The sequence below is a fragment of the Actinokineospora cianjurensis genome, from assembly GCF_003663795.1.
GTDB lineage: Bacteria > Actinomycetota > Actinomycetes > Mycobacteriales > Pseudonocardiaceae > Actinokineospora > Actinokineospora terrae.
Genome location: NZ_RCDD01000001.1, coordinates 1,591,495 through 1,606,124, shown reverse-complemented (window position 1 = coordinate 1,606,124; position 14,630 = coordinate 1,591,495). Strand labels below are relative to the sequence as shown.

15 protein-coding genes are annotated in these 14,630 nt (G+C 69.4%); 4 read left to right on the top strand and 11 right to left on the bottom strand.

The features are described 5' to 3' along the window. The first annotated feature begins 233 nt into the window (after positions 1–233). From CLV68_RS07705 to CLV68_RS07695, 3 genes are all read left to right on the top strand, one after another. Positions 234–1,808, top strand: coding sequence for an LCP family protein (locus CLV68_RS07705; protein ID WP_246009709.1), 1,575 nt, complete (start codon positions 234–236; stop codon positions 1,806–1,808). Between the two features lie 10 nt (positions 1,809–1,818). Continuing rightward, complete coding sequence (locus CLV68_RS07700) at positions 1,819–2,484, top strand: TIGR03089 family protein (RefSeq protein WP_121389771.1); 666 nt, start codon at positions 1,819–1,821, stop codon at positions 2,482–2,484. 124 nt (positions 2,485–2,608) lie between these two features. Beyond that, positions 2,609–3,406, top strand: a complete 798-nt coding sequence (locus CLV68_RS07695; RefSeq protein ID WP_121389770.1) for an SDR family NAD(P)-dependent oxidoreductase — start codon at positions 2,609–2,611, stop codon at positions 3,404–3,406. On the opposite strand, the gene CLV68_RS07690 is transcribed toward CLV68_RS07695, so the two are convergent. From CLV68_RS07690 to CLV68_RS07680, 3 genes are all read right to left on the bottom strand, one after another. Next, positions 3,366–3,896, bottom strand: a complete 531-nt coding sequence (locus CLV68_RS07690) for a DinB family protein (protein ID WP_121389769.1) — start codon at positions 3,894–3,896, stop codon at positions 3,366–3,368. The two genes, CLV68_RS07695 and CLV68_RS07690, sit on opposite strands and share 41 nt — an antisense overlap. 95 nt (positions 3,897–3,991) lie before the next feature. Further along, complete coding sequence (locus CLV68_RS07685) at positions 3,992–4,267, bottom strand: hypothetical protein (RefSeq protein WP_147459905.1); 276 nt, start codon at positions 4,265–4,267, stop codon at positions 3,992–3,994. A gap of 156 nt (positions 4,268–4,423) precedes the next feature. Further along, positions 4,424–4,633: a hypothetical protein gene (locus CLV68_RS07680; RefSeq protein ID WP_147459904.1), complete on the bottom strand. Its 210-nt coding sequence runs from the start codon at positions 4,631–4,633 to the stop codon at positions 4,424–4,426. Between the two features lie 216 nt (positions 4,634–4,849). On the opposite strand from CLV68_RS07680, the gene CLV68_RS33310 reads away from it, so the two are divergent. Further along, complete coding sequence (locus tag CLV68_RS33310) at positions 4,850–5,392, top strand: hypothetical protein (RefSeq protein WP_147459903.1); 543 nt, start codon at positions 4,850–4,852, stop codon at positions 5,390–5,392. Positions 5,393–5,523: 131 nt separating this feature from the next. Here CLV68_RS33310 and CLV68_RS07675 read toward each other — a convergent pair whose 3' ends face one another. The 8 genes from CLV68_RS07675 to CLV68_RS07640 form a co-directional block, all read right to left on the bottom strand. Beyond that, a complete protein-coding gene (locus tag CLV68_RS07675; RefSeq protein WP_121389766.1) occupies positions 5,524–6,690 on the bottom strand; it encodes an acyl-CoA dehydrogenase family protein in 1,167 nt (388 codons plus the stop codon). Positions 6,691–6,763: 73 nt separating this feature from the next. Continuing rightward, entirely contained in the window at positions 6,764–7,564 is an 801-nt protein-coding gene (locus CLV68_RS07670; protein WP_121389765.1) for a hypothetical protein, read from the bottom strand. A 2-nt stretch (positions 7,565–7,566) separates the two neighbouring features. Next, positions 7,567–8,391, bottom strand: coding sequence for a hypothetical protein (locus CLV68_RS07665; RefSeq protein ID WP_121389764.1), 825 nt, complete (start codon positions 8,389–8,391; stop codon positions 7,567–7,569). A gap of 74 nt (positions 8,392–8,465) precedes the next feature. Continuing rightward, a complete protein-coding gene (locus CLV68_RS07660) occupies positions 8,466–8,903 on the bottom strand; it encodes a hypothetical protein (RefSeq protein WP_121389763.1) in 438 nt (145 codons plus the stop codon). 1,356 nt (positions 8,904–10,259) lie between these two features. Beyond that, positions 10,260–10,730, bottom strand: coding sequence for a 5-(carboxyamino)imidazole ribonucleotide mutase (purE, locus tag CLV68_RS07655; RefSeq protein ID WP_121391035.1), 471 nt, complete (start codon positions 10,728–10,730; stop codon positions 10,260–10,262). 138 nt (positions 10,731–10,868) lie between these two features. Beyond that, the gene (locus CLV68_RS07650; protein ID WP_121389762.1) at positions 10,869–12,053 is read right to left on the bottom strand and encodes a 5-(carboxyamino)imidazole ribonucleotide synthase; all 1,185 of its coding nucleotides are present in this window, start codon (positions 12,051–12,053) and stop codon (positions 10,869–10,871) included. A 12-nt stretch (positions 12,054–12,065) separates the two neighbouring features. Continuing rightward, positions 12,066–13,067: a glycosyltransferase 87 family protein gene (locus CLV68_RS07645; protein WP_246009708.1), complete on the bottom strand. Its 1,002-nt coding sequence runs from the start codon at positions 13,065–13,067 to the stop codon at positions 12,066–12,068. Between the two features lie 686 nt (positions 13,068–13,753). Then, positions 13,754–14,578, bottom strand: coding sequence for a GGDEF domain-containing protein (locus tag CLV68_RS07640; RefSeq protein WP_121389760.1), 825 nt, complete (start codon positions 14,576–14,578; stop codon positions 13,754–13,756). Positions 14,579–14,630: the final 52 nt, after the last annotated feature.

The window sequence follows — 14,630 nt, the reverse complement described above, 5'->3', positions numbered from 1 at the left end:
GACTCGCCGCGAGAAGTCTTCCACGTCTCACCCCTGACGCAGTAAACGTCGACGCTCACCGATCCGTGTTACCGGTGACGACGCTGACTGCCGCTCCACACGGAGGTGGGTAACCTGGTTCCGTCAGGTCAGACCGGGGAGGAGCGTGCGTGGGCGAGCGTGCGCGCGGAGTGGTCGAAGACGAACACGGGGGTGACTTACCCGTGTCACGTCGGCCGTCGGTGTTTCTGCGGGTGAGCACCATCGCGGTGCGCACCGTGGTGACGGTCGTGTCCGTCGCCGTGGTCGCGGCCTTCGGCTACGGCTGGTGGGCCTTCAGCGGCCTGGACGACAACGTCGCCACCACCGACGTCATCGACGTGCAGGCCGACGACCCGGCGACCGGCCGCTCGAGCACCGACCGGCTCGACACCGCGACCGACATCCTGCTGGTCGGCATCGACAGCCGCACCGACGCCTTCGGCAACCCGCTGCCGAAGGAGGTCCTCGCCATGCTCAACGGCGGCAAGGCCGACGGCGAGCGCAACACCGACACGATGATCCTGGTGCACATCCCGGCGGGCGGGAAGCGGGCGGTGGCGTTCTCCTTCCCGCGCGACTCGTGGGTCGACGTCGGCGGCGGCTTCGGCAAGCACAAGCTCAACTCGGCGTTCGTCTACGCCTACAACGACACCCGCAAGACCCTGCTCGAGCAGGGCGTCAGCGACCAGAAGGAGCTCGAGGCCAAGGCCGTCGTGGCAGGCCGCAAGAACCTGATCTCCACGATCGAGCGGCTGATCGGCAAGGCGGTCACCATCGACCGGTACGCCGAGGTGAACCTGGCCAGCTTCTACGAGGTCACCAGGGCCGTCGGCGGCGTCGAGGTGTGCCTGAACAACGCCGTCGACGAGCCCAAGTCCGGTGCCCGCTTCCCGGCCGGGCGGCAGACCATCTCCGGGGCGGCCGCGCTGTCGTTCGTGCGGCAGCGCTACGAACTGCCCAACGGCGACCTCGACCGGATCGTGCGGCAGCAGACCTTCCTCGGCGCGCTGGCCAACAAGGTCCTCTCCGCCGACCTGCTCACCAACCCGGCCAGGGCCAGGGACCTGGTGACCGCGGTGCAGAAGTCGGTCGTGCTGTCGTCGAACTGGAACCTGTCCCGCTTCGCCGCCCAGATGCAGGGCCTGAGCAGCGGGAACATCGAGTTCCGGACCATCCCCACCCAGGGCGACGCCAGGATCGGCGGCGCCGACGTGATCAAGGTCGACCCGGAGCAGGTCGCGGCCACCGTCAAGCAGGTCATCGACCAGGCCGACGGGGTGGCGAGCAGGCCGAGCAGCCCACCGGCGAGCACGTCCGGGGGCGGCGCGGCCCCTCTGGTGCCGACCACCACCACGCCGTCCGGGTCGATCACGGTCGACGTGCGCAACGGGTCCAACACCAAGGGCCTCGCCACGACCGTGCTCGACCGGCTCGCGGGCCACGGCTTCCTGCGCGGGCAGGTCGGCGACGCGGCGGTGCAGCGCGGCTCGGTGATCCGGTACGCCTCGGGTGAGCTGGCGAAGGCCAACGCGGTCGCCAGCACCCTGCCCGGCGCGGCGTTCACCTTCACCGAGGACGGCACGCTCGACACCGGGCACGTGCGGGTCGTGCTGGGCACCGCGTACCTGACCGGCGAGTCGGTGCTGAACCTGACGCCGACCACGACCACCACGGCCCCGCCGACGGCGTCGACCTCGGGCACGACCAAGCCCACGCAGCCGACCCGGTCGGGCACGGTCGTGGACGGTCCCACGGTGGCGGCGGGCAACCTCAAGTGCGTCAACTAGGTTCGACCGGGTGAGCCTCACCGAGACCCTCCTGCGCCCGCTGCGCGCCTCGTCGGCGAAACCGCTGATCACCCACTACGACGACGCCGCGGGCACGCGGGTCGAGCTGTCGGTCGCGACCACCGCGAACTGGGCGGCGAAAACCGCGAACTGGCTGGTCGAGGAGCACGACGTGGAACCGGGCACCCCGGTCGCGGTGCGGCTGCCCGCGCACTGGCAGACCGCCGGGGTCCTGCTCGGCGCGTGGTGGGCGGGCGCGCACGTGGTAGCCGACGGCCCGGCGGCAGTGACCTTCGTCGCACCAGGGGAGTCCGCCGACGGCCTGACCGCCGCCGTGTCGCTGGACCCGATGGGCCGCGACCTGGGCGGGTCGTCCGGCGGCGTGCTCGACTTCGTCGGCGAGGCCCGGCTCTTCGGCGACGACTACTTCGGCGCGCCGGTGCCGGGGTCCACGCTCGCGCTCGCCGGGCTGACGGTCGACGAGGTGCTGGCGCGGGCGGCCGGGCTGGAAGCGGGGGCGCGGGTGCTGTCCACTCGCGAGTGGACGGTGCCGGACGGGGTGCTGGCCGCCCTGGTGGCGCCGCTGCTGGCCGGTGGGTCGGTGGTGCAGGTGAGCAACCCGGCACGGGTCGACGCGCACCGGCGGGCCGAGCGGACCACTGTTGACCTGACCTGACCTGACCTGACCTGTTGACCTGACCTGACCTGGTGGGTGGACCTGACGGGTGCGCCTGGCCTGGTGTGTGGACCTGGCCTGATGCGGGTGGACCTGACCTGATGAGTTGTGGGGAGCCGGGCTGATGCGGTCGTTCGCGGGGAAGGTCGCCGTCGTCACCGGGGCGGCGTCGGGGATCGGGCGGTCGCTGGTGGCGGCGCTGGTCGCCGAGGGGGCGCGGGTGGCGGCCTCGGACGTCGACGAGGTCGAGGCGTCCGACGCCGTGCGGGCGTACCGGGTGGACGTGGCCGACCGGGACGCGGTGTACGCGCACGCCGAGCAGGTGGTCGCCGACCTGGGGCGGGTCGACCTGGTGGTCAACAACGCCGGGGTGGCGCTCCAGGGGACTGTCGCCCAGATGAGTGATGACGACCTGCGGTGGGTGATGGACATCGACTTCTGGGGCGTCGTGCACGGGTCGCGGGCGTTCCTGCCGCACCTGGTGGCCTCGCGCGGGCACCTGGTGAACGTCTCCAGCGTGTTCGGGCTGATCGGGGTGCCCACGCAGAGCGCCTACAACGCGGCCAAGTTCGCCGTCCGCGGCTTCACCGAGTCGTTGCGGCAAGAGCAGTCGGGCGTCGTTGGCGTCACCTGCGTGCACCCCGGCGGTATCAAGACCGCGATCGCCCGCAACGCGCGGACGTCCGACCCGGCCGAGAAAGAATCCTTCGGACGCTCCCTCGACCGGGTAGCACTAACTTCCCCAGACCGCGCTGCCCGCGTCATCTTGGACGGGGTCCGCCGCAATCGCGCACGCGTCCTGATCGGCCCTGACGCTTACGTCATCGACCTGCTGCCGCGCGTGCTCGGCTCCTGGTACCAACCGCTGGTCCGCAGGGTGTTCAGCCCATCGTCTTCTGGCCGTCGAGGCTCTCGCGGATGATGTCCGCGTGCCCGGCGTGCTGCGCGGTCTCGGCGATGATGTGCAGCAGCACCCGCCGCACCGACCGCACGGCCCCGGCCTCGAACCACGGCGCGGTGGGCAGCGGGTAGGACTTGCCGAGATCGGCGGTCTTGATCAGCTCATCGGTCTTGGCGGCGACCGCGGCGTAGTTGTCGAGGTGGGCCTGGATGGACTCGGTCGGGTTCATCCGATGCTCGTCCTCCCAGTCCAGCGCGACGCTCTCCATCTCCTCGGCGCCCCCGACCATGAACCGGTACCAGGCCGCCTCGGTCGCGGCGACGTGCTTGATCAGGCCCCCGACGGTGAGCGCGCTGGCCGTCGTCCGCTGCCCGGCCTGCTCGTCGGTGAGGCCCTGCGCGGTGTAGCGCAGGAACCCCCGGTGCACGGCCAGGGTCTGCAGCAGGTCCGCCCGCTCGGGATCGAGGTCGGTGGCGGTCGGCGAGAGGGAGAGGTCCAGCGGGCTGCTCATCGGTGCGTCCTCCGGTGGTCTTTCGCGGCTTCGTTGAGGACAACACTAGGACCACTTGCGGACAGCTCCGGTCCTCAACCACACCCCCGATCCAACTACTTTTCGCCGCCCACCCCGTCACTCTCCGCCGCCCTCTCCTTGACCAGGTCGCGCCGCCACCACAAGTAGGTCATCAGCGGGCTCAACACCACCATCACCACCCCACCCACCACCACAACGACGTCAAACCCCCGCGACACCACCGACAACCCCACCAACACCGCCGCAAACCCCGCAGCCGCACACACATCCCGACGCCCATGCCGCGTTCCCACCAACCACTTGGGGAACGACGGCACCTTCTCCTGCTCACCAAACTCCACAACGATCAACCTGCCAGACCGACCACCCCAGCGGCCCGAAAACCCCCAAACAACCGGAAAGCGGTCGACCGCAAGGGTGGGACCGCTTCCACAGACGTGCGAACTACCCCTTGAGCAGGGACCACTCGCGGACATCTTCAGTACTCAACCCGAGACCCGATCCGACTACTTCTCGCCGTCACTCTCCGCCGACCTCTCCTTGACCCAGTCATGCCGCCACCCCGCGTAGGTCAGCAACGAGCCCACCACCATCATCACCAACCCGACCACCAACACCTCGACGTCGAACACCCGCAGCACTACCGACAGCACTACCGTCACCGCGCCGAGCCCCAAGACGATGCACAGATCCCCACGCCCATGCCGCGTCGTCACCAACCACCTGAAGAAGGACGGCACCTTCTCCCGCTCACCAGACTCCACAGTGATCAACCTGCCACACCGACCACCCCCGAAAACCCCCAAACGACGCAAAGGCGGCCCGACCACCAGGATCGGACCGCCTCTGGACGCGCGTACCGGCCCTTGCGCAGAGATCGATTCACCTCAACGGCCGCTTCAGATTCGGACACGAACGGTATGATGTCGCGAATGCACGACAAGAAGAGCGAAGCCTCTTCATCTGATGGGACCGCGATAAAAGTTGCCTGGATCGGGCTGGCGGGAGTTCTCGGTGCAGCCCTGATCGGCGCGGTGGTGGCGCTCAACTCCAACAAAGGTGTCGGTACACCCACTCCTACAGGTGGCAACTATCCGCCCTATACCTACACCCCGCCGGGCGGCAGTGGCACCTCGGTCGGCGACCCTCCCCCGAAGCCGCCTGTGACAACCGATCCGCCCCAGCGGGCAGGTTATCCGACCTTGACGCTGTCCTCCCAGGTCGTCAAGCAAGGCGGAACGTACGAGGTATCCGGGTCGGGATTCTCCCCGGAAAGTGCCATCACGTTGAGGATCTTCTCCTCCGACTCGATTTCCTTCCCCATCTCGGACTTCGTGGAGGTCGACTCGCGCGGAGGTTTCTCACAAGCCGCAGTCCTACAACCAGGGGTGTGCGACTTTCGCGGACAGGTCGCCGCGTTCGACGGCGTACACCCGGCGGCAATCGCCCAGGTCGCCGTTGTCACGAAATGCTAGGGCGCGTATGACACTTCCGTGGGAAGTCGCCAGGGGTTCGAGCCGCCACACCTCGTCGTGAACGCCCGCGGCCCAGAAAGCCCGAAGGCGGCCCGACCACCAGGATCGGACCGCCTCCACAGACCTGCGCACTACCCCTTGAGCAGGGACCGCGCCATCACCAGCCGCTGGATCTGGTTGGTGCCCTCATAGATCTGGGTGATCTTGGCGTCGCGCATCATGCGCTCGACCGGGAAGTCGCGGGTGTAGCCCGCGCCGCCGAAGAGTTGGACGGCGTCGGTGGTGACTTCCATGGCGGTGTCGGAGGCGAAGGTCTTGGCGGCGCTGGAGGCGAAGGAGGCGCCGGGTTCGCCGCGTTCGACCTTGGCGGCGGCGGCGTAGACCAGGTGGCGGGCGGCCTCGACCTTCATGGCCATGTCGGCGAGCATGAACTGGACGCCCTGGAACTCGGCGATGGTCTTGCCGAACTGCTTGCGGTCCTTGACGTAGGCGACCGCGGCGTCGAGGGCGCCCTGGGCGATGCCGAGGGCCTGCGCGCCGATGGAGTGCCGGGTGTGGTCGAGGGTGCGCAGCGCCAGCCGCAGGCCCTGGCCGGGTTCGCCGATGATGCGGTCGGCGGGGATCTCGCAGTTCTCGAAGTAGATCTCGCGGGTCGGCGAGCCCTTGATGCCGAGCTTGCGCTCCTTGGGGCCGACCACGAAGCCGGGGTCGTCCTTGTGCACCATGAACGCCGAGATGCCGTCGGCAGGCTTCGCGGCATCCGGGTTGGACACCGCCATCACCGTGTACCAGCTGGACTCACCGGCGTTGGTGATCCAGCACTTGGTGCCGTTGAGCACCCAGGTCTCGCCCTCCAGCCGCGCCCTGGTCCGCATGGACGCGGTGTCGGAGCCCGCTTCCCGCTCGGACAGCGCGTACGAGGCCATCTCGCCGTTGGCGATAGCGGGCAGCACCTGCTGCTTGAGCGCCTCGGAGCCGCCCAGGATGAGGTTCATCGTGCCGAGCTTGTTGACCGCCGGGATCAGCGACGAGGACCCGCAGACCCTGGCGACCTCCTCGATGACGATGTTGGTCGCCACCGAGTCCGCGCCCTGCCCGTCGTACGCCTCGGCGATGTGCGGCGCGGCGAAACCGGCCTTGTTCAGCGCGGTGAGCGCCTCGACCGGGAACCGCTCGTTCTCGTCGACCTCGACCGCGTGCGGCGCGATCTCCTTCTCGGCGAGGTCGCGCACGGCCTCGCGCAGCGCGTTGTGCTCGTCGCCGAGCTGGTAGAGCCCGTAGCCCGCGTCCACGTCCATTACCTCCCGGTAGCCCTGCGTCGGACCCCGATGTTAGTACTCGTTCACATCGGTGTCCTTGTGTCGTGCGCCGCTAGGCCAGGAAGGCGCCCGCGCGCAGGAACACGAACAGCGCGACGGACGTGGTCAGCGCGGTCATCAGGAACGCCACCACGGCGCGTCCGACGCCGAGCCGGTGCCCCGGCTTGGCCAGCGCCACCTGCCAGCACATCAGCAGCACGCCGACCACGACGACCACCGGGTACGCCAGGGCGTCCAGCGTCCCGCCGAGCACGGAGATGGCGAAGAACAGCAGCACGAACCACCCGAGCCCCGCGGTCCAGACCCTTGGTTGGCCGTCCTCGATTGCGTGCGCGCCGCCGAAACCGGCCACCAGGGCGGCCAGCACGGCGAGCCCGACGACCGCGCTGATGGCCACCCACGCCACGTCCGAGGGGATCGATCGCCCCGGGAGGATGTCGGTGAGCTGGTCGACCTCCGCGGCGGTGAGGCCGATGCCCGACGAGAGGACGGCCACCGCGCCGTCGCCGCCCTCCGAGTACGCGAACGTGGCGTCGCACGGTTTCGGTTTGTCGGCGTAGCTCGCGGTGCAGGAGATGGGGCCGCCGTCGGTCAGGCCGCGCCGCAGGACGACCTCCAGGCGCCTGCCGACGACGTCGACCACGCAGGTCTCCACGCGGTTGAGCTCGGCGCAGGCCAGGGCGGCGCGCGGGATGTTCGTCCAGGTGTCCTGGCCGTGGTCCACGGCGACGTAGTGGATCTGCTCGTACTCGCGGCTAGGGGCGAAGAGGGCCAGCAGGAGGCATGCGCCGAACAGCGTGAGCAGCAGGGCACCGGGGAGGGAGGACCTGGCGGTGAACCGGGTGGTGGCCATCGCTAGTCGATGTACGCGCCGCTGAGCTGGAACACGAACAGCGCCGCTGACGAGGCGAGCGCGGTCATCGCCAACGCCCCTGCGGCGCGCAAGATCGCGGGTGCGCGCGCGGGCTGGGTGAGCAGGTATTGCCAGTAGACGAGCGGGGGGCCGATGAAGAACAGCACCGGCAGCGCTAAGACCAGGTGGAGATCTCCGAGCATCCAACACCCGGTGAGCACGACGACCAGCCACCCCACGCCGGTGGCCACGACCCACACCCTGCCGTTGTCGACCGGCTTGACCCCGCCGAACCCGACGACCAACGCGGCCACCGCCGCGAGACCGGCGACGACGAAGGGCACCAGGTCGGTGACGTTCCCGGGATCGGCCCACCACGGCCTGCTGTCCGCGATGCCCCGGGCCTGCTCCGCCGTGAGGTCGAGCCCCTCGGGGAGGACGGCGACGGCACCGACGCCCTCGGCGGTGTAGGCGTAGGTCGCCTCGCAGCGGATGGCCTTACCGTCGTACGTGGCTTCCGCGCACCGGATCTCCCTGCTCTCGTCGGCCCCGAAGGTCATCACGACCGAGAGCGGCCGCCCCACGACGTCCACCGCGCACGTGGATTCCTGCCCGTCCCTAGCGCATTCCAACGACGCCCTGGGGATGTAGACCCAGTCGTCCTGCCCGGCGTTCACCGAGACGGCATAGACCTGTCCGTCATCTCCACGCCCTGGCGCGGCCAACGCGAGCAGGATCGCGATCCCGTACAACGCCACGATCAACGCGCCGGGTACCGCTACCCGCCACGAGATCCACCCCAACCGAACCGGCGCGATAGCGGACATCAGGCTCCTCCACTCGACACTCACCGTGTCGCCTCGACCACGCGCGCGTTACCTGCCTCACCCGGTCAGCCCAGCTAGTCGACGTACCCGCCGCCGACGAGCGCGAAGGCCAACGCCACGACGCACGGCACGGTGGCCGCCACGTACGCGACCACGCCGCGAGCGAGACCGACGCGCCACGCCGGACGCGTGAGCGCCCACTGCCAGGCCATCACAACGGCTGTGCCGACCATCGCGGCAGGGACGAGCAGCCCGCCGAACAGGCCATTGCTCAGGGCGTTGGTGAGCGCGAGGACCGCGATCCAGCCCACCGTCGTCGCGGCCAAGAGCAGCCGGGCCTTGGCGGCCGGTTCACGGCGCGAAAACCCGACCACCAGCGCGGCGGCCAACGGCAGCACGAAGACCATGAAAGGCACGACAACCGGCATACCGCTACCGAGCCGCCACCACGGCATCCCCTTGGCGGCAGCGAGGTCGAACTGGGCGCGGGTCAAGCCGAGCCCGTCAGTCATGGCCGCATCGACGGACAGGTGCGCGTTAGAGCCGAAGTTCGGCAAACACGGATGTGCCTGCCCCGCATAAGCGGCCACACACGAGGCACTACGACTCGGGGACTCGCCGTAGGTCATCGCAGCACGCAACTGCTTGCCCAGGACATCGACCGTACAGACAGCAGTCCGATCATCTTGCCGCACGCAATCCAATGACTCGCCCGGTATCAGAGCCCGGCCCCCGTCTGCGTGCTCAATCGAAATCCCGGCTATCCCCCGACCGTCATCCCGATTCGGCGCCAGCAACGCCAACACACCACAAGCAAGGAACAACAACACAATCAGACCACCAGGCACCAACGCCCGCCCAGCAACCCCCCGAACCCCACCCGGCGCGATCGTGGCCATCAGGCTCTCCCCTCAACACCCACGGTGTCGCCCCGCCCACGCCCCCGGTTACCACCCCCACCCGATCAGCCCAGCCACTCCACGCGCGCCCCACACCCCCGCAAACCCACCACCCACGCCCCCACACCCCCGCCAACCAGCACCTTCACCCCAGCCGGTCCCCACCCGCACCCCAACGCTTACCCCGCGCAAACCCGCTTACCCCAACCGAACCCGCTTCGCGCGCGCACGCCAGTCCGGCCCCATCCCCCACCCTCTCCGGGGGGCGTCCCAGGTCCCAGCCTACCGGCACCCCCCGACAGACGATCTTGAAACGGCCGCCTGAAGATCCACATGTGGATAACTTCTGTCCCTGAACCGGGTGAACATCCGAGCACGGCAAAACACAGAAAGCCTGCTCAGCGCCCAGGAAAGCACCGCCCCACCGGCAATACCGGCCTACGGCACCCAAGCGATTTCGATCATGCCCCAACTGCCCTGCCCGACAGCGAGCGCCACAGGGCCGAGCGCGCCACCCACTCGATATCCCCAAGCGCGCCAACCCACCCGCGTAAACCCACAAGGCCCGGTAACGCCACCACACCAAGCCAGCCCAACCGGCCGCAGATACCCCGGCCGCAACTGGCCACCCCAACCGGTCACGGTCCCCCACCGCAACCGCTTCGCGCGCACGCGGTCCCAACGCCGACTAACGCATCGCCCCGCTGGGCCCCGGGAACCGCTTCGCGCGCACGCGGTCCCGACCCTGCCCAGCCCCCACCCACACCGGGGGGCGTCCCAGTGCCAGTCTATCGGCACCCCCCGACAAAAGATCTTGAAACAGGCCGCCGAAGATCCAGATGTGGATAACTTCTGTCGCTGGAACGGGTGAAAGTCGGAGCAAGATCAGCAGCGGATTGCCTGGTGGCGAGCCAAGTGCGGCAGGCCATCAGGGTCAGGGAAAGTCCGGCAAGAGAAGTGGTCGGGAAATCAGGTCAGGGAGGCGCGGAGGGCGGCGTCCTTTTCCAGGACCAGGTCGTGCAGGGAGGCTTGGAAGTCGGCCATTTTGGAGCGCAAAATCGGGTCTGCTGTGGCAAGGATGCGGACGGCGAGCAAGCCTGCGTTGCGGGCGCCGCCGACTGACACCGTTGCTACTGGGACGCCTGCGGGCATTTGGACGATGGAGAGGAGGGAGTCCATGCCGTCGAGGTACTTCAGGGGGACGGGGACGCCGATCACCGGGAGGACGGTGGCGGAGGCGACCATGCCGGGCAGGTGGGCGGCGCCGCCCGCGCCCGCGATGATCACCTGGAGGCCGCGGTCCACGGCGGTGACGGCGTAGTCGAGCATGCGCTGCGGGGTTCGGTGCGCGGAGATGACGCTGACCTCGTGCGGGACGCCGAACTCGGTCAGTGCCTCGGCTGCCAGCCGCATGACGGGCCAGTCCGAGTCGCTGCCCATGATCAAGCCGACGGCGGGGGTGTCGGACACCGGTTGTGCTCCTGTCTCAGGGAACGCGGGGAACGCAGGACGCGCGGGGCAAGCCGGTCGCGCGGTAGAGCTAGCGATCACGCTCAGGACTAGCGGATCACGTTAGGGCTAATGGATTTCGTGGCCGTCGAGCCATACGGCGGTGGATAGCCAATGCGCGGCGAGTTGGGCGCGGGTGCGGGTCTCGGCGAGGTCGGTGCCGAGGAACGTCACGTGGCCGACCTTGCGGCCGGGGCGCTCCTCTTTGCCATAGAGGTGTACGCGCGCGTCGCGGAACCGGGCGAACAGGTGGTGCAACCGCTCGTCGACGCCCATGGTCGGGGCTTCCGCCGCGCCGAGCACGTTGGCCATCACCACGGCCGGGGCGACGGGGTCGGTCGCGCCGAGCGGGTAGTCGAGCACGGCCCGGATGTGCTGCTCGAACTGCGAGGTCAGCGCGCCGTCGATGCTCCAGTGGCCGGAGTTGTGCGGGCGCATGGCCAGCTCGTTGACGACCACCCCGGAGTCGGTCTCGAACAGCTCGACGGCCAGCACGCCGACCACGCCGAGCTCGTCGGCCACGCGCAGCGCGAGGCTCTGGGCGTGCTGGGCGAGCTCGTCGTCCAGGTCGGGCGCGGGGGCGAGGACCTCGACGCAGATGCCGTCGACCTGCACGGTCTCGACGACCGGCCAGCACGCGCCCTGGCCGAACGGGGACCTGGCGACCAGCGCGGCCAGCTCGCGGCGCATCACGACCCGCTGCTCGACCAGCAGCGGCGTGCCTGCGGCGAGCAGGTCGGGGATCAGCGCGGCCGCCTCGGCGGCGTCGTCGACCATCCACACGCCGCGACCGTCGTACCCCCCGCGCGCGGCCTTGAGCACGCACGGCCACCCCTCGGCCGCACCGAACGCGACCACGTCGTCGACCGCGTTCACCTCGGCGAACGCCGGGATCGGCAGGCCGAGTCCGGCGAGCTTGCGGCGCATGACCAGCTTGTCCTGGGCGTGCACGAGCGCGTCCGGTCCCGGGTGGACCTTGACGCCGTCGGCCACGAGGGCGCGCAGGTGTTCGGTGGGGACGTGCTCGTGGTCGAAGGTGACCACGTCGACGCCCTTGGCGAACTCGCGCAGCGCGTCGAGGTCGGTGTGGTGGCCGAGGCTGGCGTTCGGCGACACCAGGGGGGCGGGCTCGGCGGGGTCGACCGCGAGCACGTGCAGCGACTGGCCGAGCGCGACGGCGGCCTGGTGCGTCATCCGCGCCAGTTGCCCACCGCCGACCATCCCGACCACGGGGAAACCGGTACGTGCGTCCACGAGCAGGGGACTCTACCTGCGCCTGGTCAGGAGAACGGCGCCAGCCACCAGCGGCACGAGCATGTAGGCGCTACCGACCACGTACTCGAGCACTGTCCAGTCGAACTCGACAGCCTTACCGTTGCGCATAGCCAGAAGCACGCAACTGGCGAAGACAAGGACAACTGCGACAGTTGGCGCCAACTGCGCGCGGGTGGGGTTGTGGTCCGGCAGGCGCGAGAGGAGGAAGACGATCAGTGGGACAGCCCACACCCAGTGGTGAGACCAGGAGACAGGGCTAACGAGGAGCCCGAAGAACGCGGTGACGAGCAGCGCGGGCAGCGGACTCATGCGTCGCACCCAGAGCACGCACGGCACGGCGAGGACTAGAGCGATCGGGGCGACGACGGTCATGGACCAGTCGGCGTTGTCGGTCAGCCTCAGCACCAGCCCGTTCAGCGACTGGTTGCCCGCCCAGTAGATGGGGCCGATGCGCTGCGGGTCTTGGACGGCGTGCCCCCAGAACCGGGTGAAGTCGTGCGGGATGAGCAGGTACACCAGCCCCTGGAGCACGACGAACGTGATCACGGCCCGCGCCGCGTCCGCCCAGCGCTTCTTGAGCAGCAGCAGCCCGACGAACACGAGCGGCGTCAGCTTCACTGCTGCTGCGACGCCGACCAGCACGCCACCGAAGCGGCTCCCGCGCGCGCCGAGCACTAAGACGTCGACGACGACCAGCGCCATGAGGACGATGTTGACCTGGCCGAGGAAGACTGTCCGCCACACGGGCTCTAGTCCGAACAGGACAACACCCAGCAGGACCGCGGTCCGTGTGGGGTCCATCCACTGTGGACGACTTGGCAGTGCCTCTATGCATACCTTGATGACGTAGGTGAGGAGCAGCAAGGAGATCGCCGCCAACACCCCCCAGGCGACCTGGGTTGGCACTATCGCCAACGGCACGAAGAACACGGCCGCGGTCGGCGGATAGGTAAACGGCAACCGCGCCCACGACGGCTCATCACTCAAGAACATCTGGTCATAGAGCGGCTCCCCGTGCAACAGCGCCACGGCCCCAGACCGATAAACCGCGTTGTCCACCCCAAGATGCCACCCAAGCGCCCACCCCACGACGCCCATAACCACACACACGACCGGAAGCACCAACGCCACCCAGAATGGCCGAACGCGCACAAGAGACCCGGTCACACCCCACAGCCAACCACGCCCCCAGCGGTGGCCAGCCCCACCACCCCCGATTTACCCGCCCAGCCGGAACCTCACCGCCCCCAACCCACTCCGACCTGCGGTTTCGATCCTGCCCAGTCCGCAACCTTGACCATCTGGTCCGATGGTGAGCGCCGCCAAGTCGAGCGAGCCGTCCAGCCGCTCAACACTCGCCGAACGCGCTATCGGCCCGCGTGCGCACCTACGCACCCCGGTAGCCCCACGCGCCCCGGTAAGCGCCACCACGACACGCCACCCCCACCGGCCGCAGGTACCCCCACCGACTCCGCCTCGCGCGCGCAGTCCCGACCCTGCCCAGCCCCCACCCACACCGGGGGGCGTCCCAGTGCCAGTCTATCGGCACCCCCCGACAGACGATCTTGAAACAGGGCGCCGAAGATCCACATGTGGATAACTTCTGTCCCTGAACCGGGTGAATCCAGACAGGCCGAAGAACGCCCGAAACCAGGCCCGAGCAGCGCAAACGCCAGAGATCAAGCGCGGCTGATGTCGCGGAGGAGGTTGACGGCGGCGGGTTCGCCGGTGGGGAGGCGTTGGATGCGGACTTCGGGGGTGGCGCTCGGGCCGAGGTCGGGGTCGAGGGTGAGGCGGTCCTTGATGAGGATCCGGGCGTCGGAGGCGCGTTCGGCGAGGGTTGTGTCGCGTTCGGTGAGGACTACCGCGACCGAGGGGCCCAGGACGGCCACGGTTTCGCCGCCGTCGAAGACGGAGCGGAGGACGTCGCCGACCAGGACCATCGCCATCAGGCGGGACCAGCCGTCGACCTTGGTCAGGTCGAGGGTGGCGACGAGCAGGACGTAGCGGTCGGCGGGGCAGAAGCCCTTGCGCCTGCACTCGGCGTAGATCTCACCGAGGCGGACGCGCAGGTAGTCGGCGTTGGCCTGGCCGGACAGGGTGTCGGTGATGTCGCCAGCGTGCAGGCGGCTCAGCGCGGCGTCGGCCCAGGCGATGGCCGTGGAGCGCAGCAGGGCGGCCGGGGTGGCGTCCAGGTCGAGGCACTCCAGGTCGTCGCCCTCGAGGACGGCGTGCAGCGCGGCCAGGTCGGCCAGCGTCTCGTCCAGGTCGGCACCGGCGAACGCACGGGCGCGGGCCAGGTCGCCGAGGGCGGCGAGCAGGTCGCCACCGGCCAGGACGGCCGCGCAGACCTCGTCGACCTCGGGGGCGCCCCAGTCGCCGGGGAACCGCCACCCCGCCCGGGTGCTGGCCGTGCGCCACCGCGCCCGCAGCTCCCGCAGCGCGCAGTCAGTACCTTGAGCATCGTCACGGCGCCACCGCGACCCCGCTTCTCGCACCGCCACAGCTTCGAGTCCCTTCGCCGGTTCCCGAAGGAGAAGACGCGGCCCGGGTGCG

Coding starts and splice junctions, on each gene's coding strand:
- CLV68_RS07695 (WP_121389770.1), top strand. CDS start 2,609: ATGCGGTCGTTCGCGGGGAAGGTCGCCGTCGTCACCGGGGCGGCGTCG.
- CLV68_RS07690 (WP_121389769.1), bottom strand. CDS start 3,896: ATGAGCAGCCCGCTGGACCTCTCCCTCTCGCCGACCGCCACCGACCTC.
- CLV68_RS33310 (WP_147459903.1), top strand. CDS start 4,850: ATGCACGACAAGAAGAGCGAAGCCTCTTCATCTGATGGGACCGCGATA.
- CLV68_RS07675 (WP_121389766.1), bottom strand. CDS start 6,690: ATGGACGTGGACGCGGGCTACGGGCTCTACCAGCTCGGCGACGAGCAC.
- CLV68_RS07670 (WP_121389765.1), bottom strand. CDS start 7,564: ATGGCCACCACCCGGTTCACCGCCAGGTCCTCCCTCCCCGGTGCCCTG.
- CLV68_RS07665 (WP_121389764.1), bottom strand. CDS start 8,391: ATGTCCGCTATCGCGCCGGTTCGGTTGGGGTGGATCTCGTGGCGGGTA.
- CLV68_RS07660 (WP_121389763.1), bottom strand. CDS start 8,903: ATGACTGACGGGCTCGGCTTGACCCGCGCCCAGTTCGACCTCGCTGCC.
- purE (WP_121391035.1), bottom strand. CDS start 10,730: ATGGGCAGCGACTCGGACTGGCCCGTCATGCGGCTGGCAGCCGAGGCA.
- CLV68_RS07645 (WP_246009708.1), bottom strand. CDS start 13,067: ATGTTCTTGAGTGATGAGCCGTCGTGGGCGCGGTTGCCGTTTACCTAT.